This is a genomic window from Moheibacter sp., from assembly GCF_049672845.1.
GTDB lineage: Bacteria > Bacteroidota > Bacteroidia > Flavobacteriales > Weeksellaceae > Moheibacter.
On the sequence record NZ_JBATWT010000011.1, the window covers coordinates 42,861 to 57,511 of the forward strand.

12 protein-coding genes are annotated in these 14,651 nt (G+C 38.3%); 8 read left to right on the forward strand and 4 right to left on the reverse strand.

Annotated features, from left to right (window positions below; genetic code table 11):
- The first annotated feature begins 49 nt into the window (after positions 1–49).
- The 8 genes from WBF63_RS04250 to WBF63_RS04285 all read left to right on the forward strand — a co-directional run bounded on the left by WBF63_RS04250 (position 50) and on the right by WBF63_RS04285 (position 6,909).
- Entirely contained in the window at positions 50–817 is a 768-nt protein-coding gene (locus tag WBF63_RS04250; protein WP_424368460.1) for a succinate dehydrogenase/fumarate reductase iron-sulfur subunit, read from the forward strand.
- Between the two features lie 173 nt (positions 818–990).
- Entirely contained in the window at positions 991–1,620 is a 630-nt protein-coding gene (locus WBF63_RS04255; protein WP_424368461.1) for a carbonic anhydrase, read from the forward strand.
- Positions 1,617–2,171 (forward strand): DinB family protein, encoded by a 555-nt coding sequence (locus WBF63_RS04260; protein ID WP_424368462.1) that lies wholly within the window; start codon positions 1,617–1,619, stop codon positions 2,169–2,171. The genes WBF63_RS04255 and WBF63_RS04260 overlap by 4 nt, the downstream gene beginning before the upstream one ends.
- Positions 2,172–2,236: 65 nt before the next feature.
- Positions 2,237–2,740, forward strand: a complete 504-nt coding sequence (locus tag WBF63_RS04265) for an ecotin family protein (RefSeq protein WP_424368463.1) — start codon at positions 2,237–2,239, stop codon at positions 2,738–2,740.
- A gap of 197 nt (positions 2,741–2,937) precedes the next feature.
- Positions 2,938–3,393, forward strand: coding sequence for a MarR family winged helix-turn-helix transcriptional regulator (locus WBF63_RS04270; RefSeq protein ID WP_424368464.1), 456 nt, complete (start codon positions 2,938–2,940; stop codon positions 3,391–3,393).
- Entirely contained in the window at positions 3,390–4,766 is a 1,377-nt protein-coding gene (locus WBF63_RS04275; RefSeq protein ID WP_424368465.1) for a TolC family protein, read from the forward strand. Before WBF63_RS04270 ends, WBF63_RS04275 begins: the two co-directional genes overlap by 4 nt.
- 2 nt (positions 4,767–4,768) lie before the next feature.
- Positions 4,769–5,725: an HlyD family secretion protein gene (locus WBF63_RS04280; RefSeq protein ID WP_424368466.1), complete on the forward strand. Its 957-nt coding sequence runs from the start codon at positions 4,769–4,771 to the stop codon at positions 5,723–5,725.
- A gap of 2 nt (positions 5,726–5,727) precedes the next feature.
- A complete protein-coding gene (locus WBF63_RS04285; RefSeq protein ID WP_424368467.1) occupies positions 5,728–6,909 on the forward strand; it encodes an ABC transporter permease in 1,182 nt (393 codons plus the stop codon).
- Between the two features lie 69 nt (positions 6,910–6,978).
- Here the strand turns inward: WBF63_RS04285 and WBF63_RS04290 are convergent, their stop codons facing one another.
- The 4 genes from WBF63_RS04290 to gyrA form a co-directional block, all read right to left on the reverse strand.
- Entirely contained in the window at positions 6,979–8,214 is a 1,236-nt protein-coding gene (locus WBF63_RS04290) for a PQQ-dependent sugar dehydrogenase (RefSeq protein ID WP_424368468.1), read from the reverse strand.
- An 86-nt stretch (positions 8,215–8,300) separates the two neighbouring features.
- Entirely contained in the window at positions 8,301–10,277 is a 1,977-nt protein-coding gene (locus tag WBF63_RS04295; protein WP_424368469.1) for an alpha-ketoacid dehydrogenase subunit alpha/beta, read from the reverse strand.
- A 102-nt stretch (positions 10,278–10,379) separates the two neighbouring features.
- On the reverse strand, positions 10,380–11,759 hold the full coding sequence (locus WBF63_RS04300) for a tetratricopeptide repeat protein (protein ID WP_424368470.1): 1,380 nt from the start codon (positions 11,757–11,759) through the stop codon (positions 10,380–10,382).
- 74 nt (positions 11,760–11,833) lie between these two features.
- Positions 11,834–14,416 carry a DNA gyrase subunit A gene (gyrA, locus tag WBF63_RS04305; RefSeq protein WP_424368471.1) on the reverse strand — a complete coding sequence of 861 codons (2,583 nt, stop codon included), beginning with the start codon at positions 14,414–14,416 and terminating at the stop codon, positions 11,834–11,836.
- Between the last annotated feature and the right edge of the window lie 235 nt (positions 14,417–14,651).

Below are 14,651 nucleotides of genomic sequence, written 5' to 3' on the forward strand. Positions count from 1 at the left end.
AAACTCGAAACTCGAAACTCGAACTTCGTATATCGTAAATACACAGACTATGGCATCAAAAAATATAAACATCACTTTGAAAATTTGGAGACAAAAAAGCTCCAAAGCCAAAGGACAAATCGAAACATATAAACTGAACGATGTTTCTACCGATAGTTCATTTCTTGAAATGTTGGATCAGTTAAACGAACAATTGATTGTGGAAGGCAAAGAACCCGTTGCATTTGACCACGATTGTCGTGAGGGAATCTGCGGAATGTGTTCGCTTTACATCAACGGACGTGCCCACGGACCCGATACCGGAATTACGACTTGTCAATTGCATATGCGTATGTTCAAAGATGGCGAAACTATTTATGTAGAACCATGGAGATCCGTCGCTTTTCCGGTCATCAAAGACTTGATTGTGGACAGATCTTCCTTTGAAAGAATCCAACAAGCAGGAGGATTTGTTTCGATCAACACATCGGGAAATACAATTGATGCCAACAGTTTACCGGTTCCGAAATACGATGCCGACCGTTCGTTTGATGCAGCAGCTTGTATCGGATGCGGTGCATGCGTAGCGACTTGTAAAAATGGTTCGGCTATGTTGTTTGTCGGAGCCAAAATTTCCCAGTATGCACTCTTGCCCCAAGGGAAAGTGGAAGCAGCCAGAAGAGCACAAAATATGGTGGCGCAGATGGATATTGAAGGTTTTGGAAACTGTACCAATACCGGTGCTTGTGAAGTGGAATGCCCGAAAGGAATTTCTTTGGAAAACATCGCAAGAATGAACCGCGAATTCCTGAGTGCAAAAATAGGATCAGAAGAATAATTGGTTTTTATAAATTAATCTATTACTAAGCCGGTGGAAATTTTCATCGGCTTTGTTTTTTGTAGTAAATTCGTTTTAGGAAAGATTTCAAAAATTTAAATTCTTATGAATATAAAAGGAATTTATCTCATTTCATTTCCAATTCGCTTTCCTATATTAAATTTCAAACCAATATGGATTTAAAAAAAATATTTGAAAATAACAAAAATTGGGTCGCTGAACGATTGGCAACCGATCCCGATTACTTCAAAAAACTTTCCAACGGACAAAATCCAGAAGTCCTCTACATTGGTTGTTCCGATAGCCGTGTGAGTGCTGAGGAATTAATGGGCGCCTGCCCGGGAGACATTTTTGTTCATCGAAATATTGCCAATATGGTCATTAGCATTGATCTCAATATGATGTCGGTAGTGAATTATGCCGTTAATTCACTTAAAGTTAAACATATAGTTGTTTGTGGGCACTATTTGTGCGGAGGTGTCAAAGCAGCCATGGAAGCCAAAGATTTGGGTATTTTGAATCCTTGGCTGAGAAACATACGTGATGTTTACCGCATACACAAACATGAACTTAACGCTATTACCGACGAAACTCTTCGTTACAACCGGTTGGTCGAATTAAATGTGGAAGAACAATCCTATAATTTGCTCAAAACAGCCGCAGTTCAAAAAGCACATTTGGAAAGAGATTTGAGGGTGCACGGTTGGGTATTCAATATGCACAATGGTGAATTAATCGATTTGAAAATCGATATGGATAAAAAGTTAAAAGAAATAATGGAAATTTACGATTTAGGAAATTGAGAAAATCTGCGATAAAACAAATTCCACCACATTATATTCCCTATATTTCAATTGTAGAAGATTTGCCTATCAAAGCAGCGTTGGATAAACATTTAGCGAGTTTTCAAAATTTGGATATTTCGGTAGTAGAGGAATTAGGTGATCGGGTGTATGCTCCCGGAAAATGGACGACTAAAGAAATTCTGCAACATATTATTGACTGGGAAAGAATATTTTCTTACAGAGCTTTGGTCTATGCTCGTCAAGAGTCCAATAGACCGGTAGCGCATGATGAAAATTGGATGACTCCTCATTCCAAAGCCAATAGCAGAACATTTCAAGATTTAATTGACGATTTTCTTTTCGTTCGTAGTTCTACTATTTCCCTTTTTAAAACTTTCGATGAAGAAGATTTAATGCAAATTGCCTATTCGGGCGATAATGAATTTTCCGTATTGGGTTTTGGATTCTCGATGGTAGGACATCAAATCCATCATTTCCATGTAATCCAAGAAAGGTATTTGCCTTTGTTGGGAAGAGAAGTGGAATTGGTAAAAGGCATGAGGTGCTAATTCATTTATAAATGAATAATTTCTTTACGGCATAAGATTTGAAAAACAGTGGGAAATTTAAATCGATGAAAAAAGTATTTTTTGTAAGCTTTTTGTTTTTATTTACCGGAATTCAATTTATGCAAGCACAGAACATCCACTCAAAAGTAGATACCAAAATATTCCCGGAACCCAAAAAAGGATTCACACAATTCGTGATTGAAGTTCCTTTTAGTTCTATGGAAGAAGATGCCAACAAAAAAATCGAAATTTTTGTAGGAAAATATCAAGAGGTAGATACTTGTAACCGTCATTCTTTAATGGGTGAACTTCAAACCAAAGATCTACAAGGATGGGGATACAATTACTATGAATTTCAATCAAAAGGAGATGTAGTAGGTACTTTGATGGGCTGTGGAGATAATCAAAAAGTCTCCAAATTTATTAGCTCACAAGGATTACTATTAAATTACAATGGTCGTATGCCAATCGTTATCTATGTTCCAGAAGGTATGGTAGTTCATTATAAAATTTACAAAGCAGAGCCCCAAACCTATCAGGCACTTCAGGTTCTCCCAACGAAAAAATAAATTGACTTAAAGTTCATCTCAACCGATGAACTTTTTTGTTTTTATGGGATTTTTAATTTCATGAAACTCTTTTTGAAACAAGGTATTTTACCTATTTAGCAGATTAAATTACTACAAATAAAATTTTTTTATCAAAATAGTTGTTTAATTAACTATTGTTTGTTTAACTTTGCAGTTGTTTAAACAACTATATTTTTATGGATAATTTAGATTTAGTTTCAAGCGAAAATAAATACAACCTTTTATCGGGCCGAGTAGCCTTATTGTTGAATCGGTTTTTATCGCAACAATTTAAAAATAAAGGAATAAGCCTAACGCGTGAGCAATGGTCAGTTTTGGCAGTTCTATGGAAAACAGACGGCTGTTCTCAACAAATGATTGCAAATAGCACCAGCAGAGATAAACCAAGTGTTACACGGTTAATTGATAATTTAGTTAAAGAAGGATATGTGAAAAGAAAAAGCCATGAAAACGACCGCCGTTTGAATTTAATCTTCCTTACCGAAAAAGGAAAAAAAGTTGAGAAATCTGTAATGGAAATTGTGGATGATACTATTGAAAAGGCTACCAATGGATTGAGTGATGAACAAATTATTGCCATTCGTGACGCATTTCAAGTTGTATATGATAACCTAAATACCAATATAAAATGAAAAAGTATTTCATAGTTTGTTTGGGGGTACTTTCGATTTCGACTTCTGCTCAAATACTTTTAAATGATGATGTCCACAGGGCTATCAATTTTGCTTTGGAAAACGATATAGAATTGGAAAACCAAAAAATTGATCATGAAAAATTGGAATTAGAACGCCAAAGTATTTTGTCGAAATACATTCCCAGATTGGAAGCTACGGCTTTGTATGGCTATTTGAAAAGCAATGGAAATTTAGATATTCCGACTTTCAATGTTCCCATGACCGACTTTAACCTTTTTGAAGGTTCAACTGATTTTAAAACAAAAGGTCAAGCTTTTCATGGTGGAATTATGGCAAAAGCCGTATTGTTTAGTGGTGGTCAAATTCATTACGGAGCCAAAGCCTTGGAATATCAAAACAAAGGTAATGCGTTGATGATGGATTTAAAAGCTGACGAAGTTATCAAAGATATCATTTTAAGTTACGACCAATTGCAATTACTAAATTCCGCTGAAAGTTTAATCGACGAAAGTGAAAAACGTTTAAACAAGGAAACAGAACGTGTCGAAAAGGCGATTTCAGTTGGTTTGGCAATTCCTTATGACCGTGATAAAATTAAATTGGCGACTTTGGAGTTGGAAACCAATCGTACAGAGGTTCAAAATAAAAAGCAATTACTGGCTTTGAAAATCAGTCAAGCAACAGGTTTATCAATTGAAGAAATTTTACAGACTTCCTACGTAGTAGAACCAATTGTCATTTTTGAAGAATTATCCAGTGAAAACCGAAATGAAATCAAAGCATTGGAAGCTTACCAACAAGCTACCCAATATGTTGTAAAAAAAGAAAAAGGTTCCTTATTGCCAACCGTTGGAGCCTTTGGCGGATATAGTTATACCTCTGTTTTCAATTCGGATGTGAGTACAAATTCAGCTCTAACACAAAATCCAATTGATTTACAACTAAACCATTTGACCTTTAATCCTACGTGGATGATTGGTGTAGCGATGAAATGGGAAATTTTTGCTGGTTTTGAACGCAAACATAAAATAGAAGAAGCCAACTTAAGTTTGAAACAAATCGAAAATAAATTGAAAGATGCTCAAGAAAAAACGGCTTTGCAATTGGAAAAAAATAAATTGGAATACCAGACAGCCATTCAACAAATTGAAATTGCAAAACAACGGGAATTGATTGCTCAACACAATAATTCAATGGCTGAAAAACAATACAAAGCCGGATTAATCGGTGTGACCGAACGATTGACTGCTGAAAATGATATTTATAAAGAATCTTTAAATAAAATTCAAACCATCATTAAACAACGCCAAATTGCCATTGAAACCTATCAATCAGCTGGTGTTTTATCAACCTATCTAATTTCGAAATAATCATGAAAAAAATAGTTTTTGTAACCGGAGTTTTATTGAGTTTGACAGCTTGTAAAAAAGAAGCTAAAATGGATCAACTAATTCAAGGAAAAGTGGAAAGGGAGGAAATTGCAGTTGTGGGCAAAATTGCGGGTCGTATCGACCAGATTTTGGTTCAAGAAGGCGATTTTGTACAAAAAGGCGATACGTTGGCTATTTTGAATATTCCCGAAGTAGATGCCAAAAAAGCCCAGGCTCAAGGTGCCGTAAAATCGGCAGAAGCTCAATATGATATGTCGGTGAATGGTGCTACCAGAAACCAATTGCAACAATTGAATGCGAAAAGAGCTGGGTTAATGGAACAATATAATTATGCTAAAAAATCATTGGATCGTTTGAGCGTGATGGTAAAAGATTCCTTGATTCCACAACAGCAATACGATGAAGTTTATGCCAAATACCAAGGTGCTCATGCGCAACTTGTAGCAGTTGATGCAGAAATAGCCGATGTGAAAAATGGCGCACGAATCGAACAACAAATCATGGCTCAAGGTCAACAAGATCGTGCATTGGGTGCTTTGGAAGAAGTGCGAGTGGCCGAAAAAGAACGCTATATTACTGCTCCACAAGATATGCAGGTCGATTTGATTACCTTAAAATTGGGTGAATTGGCCATGCCCGGATATACCTTGTTCAAAGGAACTTTAAAAGAGACAACTTTTTTCCGCTTCACAGTTCCGGAAACTGAATTGAAAAATTACCCCAAAGGTGGCCAAATCGATATTCATATTCCTTATTTGAATAAAGATATCAAAGGAGAAATCAAAAACATCAAACCCATAGGAGCCTATGCCAACATTGCAACGGCCTATCCGGATTATGATGCTCAAGATCCTTTGTATGAAATGACGGTTCGCCCGGTGAATCAATCGGAGGCTGATGAAATTTTGTCCAAAACTACCGTAACCTTAAAAAAATAAGAATGAAGGTTTTCTTTGAATTATTAATGCGGGAGTTTAAACTTTTCTGGGGCAATAAAGTCTTGCGTTTATTGTTCTTTGGAGCTCCTTTATTGTACGGAATCTTAATTGGTTATGTGTATTCCAAAGGAAAAGTAACCGATTTACCCATTATTGTGGTGGACGAAGACCGTTCAGAAATGAGCGCTAAAGCAATTGAAATGATGCAAGATAACGAAGTTTTAAGTATCGCATCATTGCAATTTAATACAGCGAATTTAAACCGATTGATGATTGAAAATTCTGCAGCTTGTGTGGTGTTGATTCCCAAAGGATTTGAAAAAGATATTTTGACCAAACAATATCCGGAAATTACAACCATAGTCAATACTTCTAATGTTTTGACCGCAAATTATGCGTCGGGGGCTTTGCAATTGGTTTTGGGGACTTTAAAGGCAGGTGTGCAAATTGAAACTTTACGTAAACAAGGAGTTCCCGAAAATTTGGTGATGAGCCAATACGAACCTTTCAAAACAACTTTTGTTAAGAAAAATAACCGTGCGACCAATTATATGTACTTTTTATGGCCGGGTGTTTTAGCCACTGTTTTACAACAAGTATTATTATTGGGTTTGGCTTTATCGTTTGCGTCCGAATTTGAATCGGGAAGTTTTAAAGAGTTGGTTTTAAAAACGCGATCGACTTTTTCTTTGATTATGGTCAAATTAATCCCTTATTTAATCATGAGCTTTCTGGTTTGGTTGATGTATTGGGGATTTACCTTCTGGTTTAGAATTCCGTTTTTTGAAAACTTAGGTAATCTTACGCTCGTGGCAGGGATTTTTGTTTTGGCCGTGAGTTTTATAGGAATTTTGGTGAGTATTTTGATTCCCAATCAATTAAAAGCAACCGAGGTTTTGATGGTTGTTGCAACCCCAAGTTTTATGATTTCTGGATTTACTTGGCCTTTGAGTCAGATGCCGGAATTTGTTCAAGTCATCGCTCAAATCATTCCTTTAACCCATTTTTTACCGGCTTTTCGAATCCTTATTATTGAAAAAGGAAGTTTTGATTTGACTTATCCGTATATTCTGAATTTAACAATTATTTCCATCATCGGATTTGTGTTAAGCTTCATAGCGCTACACATTAAAAAAAGAAAAGTTTTGAAAGAAATAAAATTAGCGGAAGAAATTGGAGAATAATAATTTAATAGAGCTTAAAAAAAGTTCATCCGGTGAAAGATGAACTTTTTTGTTTTTATTTCATTTGAATTATTTTGCTTTGATTCGATAAAGATTTCCTTGATCGGTAACGGCAAATAGTTTCCCATCTACGTAGGCAATATCGCGGAATCTTTGTTTTTCATCGACCAATAAACGTTCTTCTCCGACTACTTTATTATTTTCAATTACAATTCGCGCGATGTGTTGGCTGCTTAGACCACCAATGAATAAATTATTTTTCCATTCCGGAATCGCATCGCCTTTGTAGAAAGCCATACCACTTGGCGATAAAACGGGATCCCAATAGTAAACCGGTTGTTCCATACCTTCTTTTTGCTGCATAGGTGGCGTCCCGATTTCTTGTCCGCCGTATTCAATTCCATACGTAATCGTCGGCCAACCATAATCTTTCCCCGCTTTGATGAGATTCAACTCGTCACCACCACGTGGCCCCATTTCTGTTTCCCAAAGTTCACCGGTTTCAGGATGCAAATCCATACCTTGAGCATTTCGAATTCCATACGCATAAATTTCAGGCATCGCATCAGGATTGTTTAAGAAAGGATTTCCCGGTGCAGGTTTTCCTTCTTTGGTAATTTTAAATATTTTTCCAAGCCCCGATTTCAAATCCTGAGCCTGAACGCGACCTTCGATAATCGAACGCTCGCCCGTACTCACAAACAAATGCCCGTCTTTGTCAAAAATCATTCTCGAACCATAATGTTTATCACTGTCCAAGGCAGGTGTCGCACGAAATATAACAGTTACGTTTTCAACTTTTCCGGCTGCTTCGTTCAGTTTTCCTTTGGCCACTGCCATCAGATTTTTACCATCAGCTTGTTTTTCAGAAAATGACCAATAAATCATTTGATTGGTATTGAAATCCGGATCAAAAACTACATCCAGAAGTCCACCTTGTCCGCGATCGTCCACTTCAGGAAAACCTTCGATGGTTTTAATTTTTTCTCCTTCTGCACTATAAATCAGCATATGCCCCGATTTTTCCGTAATCAGCAAACGCCCATCAGAAAAAGGAACCACGGCCCAAGGACGCTTCAAATCCGTCGCAACTTTGTCCACTTGATATTCAGTTGTAGTTTTCATACCAGCCACACGGGTTTGCCCTTCAAAAGCAGATTTGTAATCGGTATTGGCCGCTCTGGTTTCTACCGGTGGAAGATTTTCCGTTTCCTCTGGCTGGGTTTGAGCCGTCGAATTTTTGGGATTACAGCTTACCAAAAAAGCAAATGCAAGTCCCAACGATAAATAATTGTAGATTTTCATGATGAATGATTTAGCGGAATTTTTCACAAAAACCATTCCATCAAATATTTACAACTCTAAAAGCTTTCAAACCCTGTTAGGGTTCATCAATATTTCCAAAGTTTCAATAATTTCTCTTCAAACTCCGCATCAGGCATAAATTGCTTTTCCAGTTCCGCATCAAAAGGAACCGGCGTATTCATACTTCCCACACGGAATACCGGAGCATCCAATTCTTCAAAAATTTCTTCTGAAATTACCGCCGAAATTTCGCCACCAAATCCGTTGATCAAAGTATCTTCATGCAAAACAATTGCTTTTCCGGTTTTTCGGACAGAATCCAAAACCGTTTCCTTGTCCCAGGGAATCAAAGTCCGTAAATCAATGACTTCCGCATCGATTTCAGGGTGTTTTTTCAAAGTTTCCAAAGCCAGGTGAACGCCCATTCCATAAGTGATGATACTCAAATCTTCTCCTTTTCTGTGAATTCTCGCCTTCCCGAAAGGAACGGTGTAAAATCCTTCCGAAACCATGCTTTTCAAACTTCTGTACAATTTTTTATGCTCGAAAAACATAACAGGATTAGGGTCAGCAAAGGATTGCAACAATAAACCTTTGGCGTCTTCGGGTGTAGCCGGATAAACGACTTTCAATCCCGGAACTTTTGTAAACCATGCTTCTGTGGATTGGGAATGATAGGGCCCGGCAGCTACTCCGCCGCCCGTCGGCATTCGTACAACCACATCGGCATTTTGGTTCCAACGATAATTGGCTTTTGCGAGATTATTGACGATTTGGTTGAATCCTTCCGTGACGAAATCGGAAAACTGCATTTCCACCATGGATTTTTGTCCGCGGATGGACAAACCTAAACCGGCACCCAAAATTGCAGCTTCGCAAAGCGGCGTATTTCTCACGCGGTCTGCACCGTAATTGTCCAGAAAACCTTCGGTAACTTTAAAAGCACCACCGTATTGGGCGATGTCCTGTCCCATCAGAATTAATTCCGGATATTGTTTCATGGCTTCGTGCAAACCTTCGGAAATCGCATCGATGAACCTTAATTCACGCTGTGTTTCTATTTTTTTGGGAAGAATTTCTTCATTTGGGAAAGGAGCAAAGACATCCTTTAATTCGGTTTCTTTATCGGGAATGATCTTCGGTAAATTATCGGCGAATTCCAGTTCGCTTAAAACAAATTCACTTAATTCCGTTCGTAAACTTTGAATGGATTCATCAGTCAGAATTCCTTTTTCTTTCAATAAATTTTCAAATTGTAAAATCGGGTCTTTGTCTTCCCAGGATTTGATCAATCCTTCCGGATAATAAGCCGTTCCCGATGCTTCTTCGTGTCCGCGCATACGGAAAGTCATACATTCAATCAAAACAGGACGTGGGTTTTCACGGATTTCTTCCGCCCAATGTTTTACTGTTTCATAGACTTCCAAAAAGTTGTTTCCATCGATGGAAACCGCATCAATTCCATAGCCGATTCCTTTGTCAGCAAAAGATTTCATCCGAAACTGTTCAGAAGAAGGAGTGGAAAGTCCCCATTGGTTATTTTCCACAATGATAATCACCGGCAATTGCCAAACGGCAGCCACATTCACTGCTTCGTGAAAATCGCCTTGACTTGCACCACCGTCGCCGGTAAAAACCAAAACGGCTTCTTTATTTTTTTGGAGTTTATTGGCCAGCGCAATTCCATCAGCAACGCCCATTTGGGAGCCGAGATGCGAAATCATTCCTACGATTTTGTATTCGTTCGTTCCGAAATGGAAAGAACGGTCACGACCTTTTGTAAATCCTTCTGCTTTTCCCTGAAATTGAGCAAAGAGTCGGCGCAAAGGAATTTCACGCGCTGTAAAAACCCCGAGATTCCGGTGCATCGTCAGCATATATTCGTCCGGGTTCATCGCCAAAGCAGTTCCCACAGAAATTCCTTCCTGACCCCAGGAGGAAAACCATTTGGAAATTTTTCCCTGGCGCAGGCCGATGAGCATTCGCTCTTCAATCATTCGGGGAAGGAGTAATTTTTTATAGAAATCTAAGTATTCTTGATCTGTATAGGAATGCGGTTTCATCAACTTCAATTTGCGTTCAAAATTAGGTTATTTCCTAATTCGGAAAAAATAAAAAACCCGCTAAAGAGAACTTAACGGGTTTAGATTTATAATTTGATAATATTATTTTTCCAAAGACTTTTCTATGGCGCGCATTTCGTCTTCTTTGTCAAACATTTCGGCCGCCTGATAAGCTTGACGCAATGTTTTGGCTGCATCGTAATTGGTTTTATCTAACTCAAAAGCTTTTTCTAAATTAGGAATAACTTCTTTGTAAAGGTCTTTTCTTTTCTGTGAATATTCCTGATAGGTTTTCTTCTCTTTTGCGGAATTTCCAAGATTTGCATTCATAATATCAACATATTCCTTTTCAGGCTTGATTTTTACCAATGCAAGGTTAGTATAAGCATTCTTCATTTTTGGATCTAACTGAACAGCTTTTTCAAAATTCTGAATGGCTTCAGCATCCTTTCCTGAATTCATCTGGATGACACCAATGTTGTAAAAATTATTGGCGTTATTCGGATCAATTTTCGTGTTTTCAATCAACTTTTGAAGAAATTTATCTTCATTTCCTGAATTATGTAAAACATTCCCTACCAATGTTTGAATTTCATTATCATTGGGGAATTTATCAGAAATTTTTTGAACTACATCGTCATATTTTTTCAATCCACTCAAAACACGTAGTGTATAAGTATATAAATCTTTTTCAACCGATGGAGTTTTTACTTCTTTAACGCCGGTTACAAGTCCAAGTTTTGCCTGCATATCGGCATCATTTTTTGAATTGAAGGAAACATCTTCACCTGTTTCTTTGTTTTTGGCAACCCATGAAGTTGAAACGCCGGTATATCCTTCGTTTATCAATTCTTTATAAGTATCAAAAGCTTTCTGAAAGTTTTCGGCTTTGTGATAACTCAATGCAGCGTTGTATTTGAATAGTCCGGCATCACCTCCGATGGCCTTTACCAAATAGGAAGCTTCAAGAAATTTGTCACCAGCAAGGTTGGAGTTATTGCCCTGATAAGCGGTGTTGGCTTGCTGTAAAACCGATTCAGCCTGGGTTCTTAACTGATCCTGAACCTTCAATAAAAGATTTGGCGTCAGTTTTTCTTCTTTAGGTTTTGCATAATTATCATTTGCTGCAGCGGCATCTGCTTCAGCTTTTGTCGCAAAATATTCGTTTTGCTTGGAAGTTTTATTTCTGACGGAATACATGGTTCCGTTTTCATATTTTCCGACTTCGCCAAACATTTTGGCCGCTTCAATTGAATTTCCTTCTTTCAGCGCAACCTGACCTGCGGCATAATAATATTTTGCTTTGGATTCCGGGCTGATGGTATTTGTGTTGATTTGAGAAGCAACTTTTGCCAGTTCCGTTTTTGCGCCGGCAATATTGTTGGACTCAACCGCCGTGAAGGCTGCATCAATTTCTTTTTCCTGCGCAAATACAACAAAAGACAGGACCAATGTTGCGAGTGATAAAACTACTTTTTTCATCTTTTTGTATTTTAATTTTTAAGGAATGAGATAAAAATCGCCGGATTCAATCCGAATCCGGCGATTATTTAAACTTATTCGTCAGTTTCTGAATCTAAATTAAGATTTTCGTCCGGACTATTATCAACATCCGAACCATTTGTTTCGTTGTTAACATCATTTAACAGCTGATTTTCGTCATCTATCTCGTCCATTTCTACTTCTTCTTCCATCGCAACTTTGGCTACAGCAGCGATTTCGTCATTCTTTTTCAAATTAATCAATCGAACTCCCTGAGTGGCACGTCCCATCACGCGCATTTCTTTCACTCCGGTACGAATGGCAACACCTGATTTGTTGATAATCATCAAATCATCATTGTCTGTAACGGATTGAATCGCAATTAATTTACCTGTTTTCTCAGTCACATTTAAAGTGGTAACTCCCTTTCCGCCACGGTTGGTGATACGATAATCTTCAATTGAACTTCGTTTTCCGTATCCTTTTTCAGAAACGACCAAAACGGTCTCGTTTTCCTTGTCACGGATGACAATCATTCCGATTACTTCGTTGTCTTCTGAACCTAAGTTGATACCGCGAACTCCCGAAGCCGTTCTTCCCATCGGACGAACTTTTTCATCCTCAAATCGAATTGCTTTACCACTCAAAGAAGCAATCATAATTTCGCTTTTACCATCGGTCAGTTTTGCTTCCAATAATTGGTCGCCTTCGCGAATGGTAATCGCATTGATTCCGTTTACACGCGGACGGGAATAAGCTTCCAAAGAAGTTTTCTTAACAATTCCTTTTTTGGTAACCATGATTACGTAGTTATTGTTTACGTATTCTTCGTCCATCAAATCATGGGTGCGGATGTAAGCACGTACTTTGTCGTCCGGGTCGATGTTGATTAAATTCTGAATAGCTCTACCTTTTGAAGTTTTGGAGCCTTCCGGAATTTCAAATACACGCATCCAGAAACATTTTCCCTTTTCGGTAAAGAAAAGCATGTACTGGTGGTTAGTTGCCACTACCATGTATTCAAGGAAATCCTCGTCACGGGTGGTAGCACCACGATTTCCAACGCCTCCGCGTGATTGTTTGCGGTATTCAGAAAGCGGTGTACGTTTGATGTATCCCAAATGAGAAATCGTCAAAACCATTTCTTCGTCCGGAATTAAATCTTCGATGTTCATATCACCTCCGGCATAATCGATTTCGGAACGTCTTTCGTCACCGTATTTTTCTTTGATTTCGATTAATTCGTCTTTGATGATTTTCATCCGAAGTTCTTTGCTGGCCAATACTTCTTTCAAATAATCGATGGTTTTCATCAATTCTTCGTATTCGGATCGGATCTTGTCGATTTCAAGTCCGGTCAGCGTTCTCAAACGAAGTTCCAGAATGGCTCTCGCCTGAATTTCCGATAAATCGAAAGCTTCCATCAACCCGGCTCTTGCATCGTCCGGTGTAGCACTTTCACGGATTATTTTAATGGCTCTGTCCAAATCATCCTGAGTTCCGATTACTTTCATGTAACCTTCCAGGATGTGAGCACGTTCTTCGGCTTTTCTTAATTCATATTCGGTTCTTCTCACCACCACATCATGACGGTGATCCACGAAATGACTGATTAATTGTTTCAGGTTTAATTGTTCAGGTCTTCCGTTTACCAATGCGATATTGTTAACGCTGAAAGAAGATTGAAGTGCAGTATGTTTGAACAATAGGTTCAAAACGATGTTTGGAACTGCATCCATTTTCAATACGTAAACGATACGCATTCCTTTACGGTCAGACTCATCACGGATTTCTGAAATACCTTCCAGTTTTCCTTCTTTTACCAAATCGGCCGTTTTGGCAATCATATCCGCTTTGTTGACCTGATAAGGGATTTCCGAAACGATGATGCAGTCGCGTCCGTTTACCACTTCGAAATTGGTTTTGGCGCGCATTACAATTCTACCACGTCCCGTTTCAAAAGCATCCTTTACACCACTGTATCCGTAAATAATTCCTCCGGTAGGGAAGTCAGGTGCTTTGATCATCTGAATTAATTCATCAATACTGACGTCGTGGTTGTCAATATACGCGATGGTTCCGTCAATGACTTCTGACAGGTTGTGTGGTGCCATATTGGTTGCCATACCTACCGCAATACCTGCGGCTCCGTTCACCAAAAGGTTTGGAATACGGGTAGGAAGTACTTTGGGTTCCTGAAGTGTATCGTCAAAGTTGAACTGAAAATCAACGGTTTCTTTGTCGATGTCCGATAGCATTTCTTCCGAAATCTTTTGAAGTCTTGCTTCGGTATATCGCATCGCCGCCGGTGGGTCACCGTCCACAGAACCGAAGTTCCCCTGACCGTCCACCATCATATAACGAAGCGACCATGGCTGCGCCATGCGCACCATCGTGTCATATACAGATGAATCCCCGTGTGGGTGATATTTACCTAAAACTTCTCCTACAATACGGGCCGATTTTTTATAACCTCGGTTGGCCATCACGCCCAGTTCATACATTCCAAAAAGAACCCTTCTGTGTACCGGTTTCATTCCGTCCCGAACATCCGGTAATGCACGCGATACAATCACCGACATCGAATAGTCGATGTAAGCAGATTTCATTTCATCCTCGATGTTGATCGGGATTAACTTTTCTCCGTCATTATTCATTTAAACTATATTTAGTATTCAATAATAAAATTCAAAACTTATTTAAATTCAAGGTTTAGGATGGTAATTTTTCAAATTTCAACATTCTAAATAACCTTGAGTCAAAATAACGTGCTAAAATACGATTTTTAAGCCGTACAGCCTATGATAATCATGGGGAGTTTTCAACATTTTCTATGCAAATTGTGAAGAAAAATCAAGTCAGAATGAAAAGTTTAAATTTTGTATTGTGGAA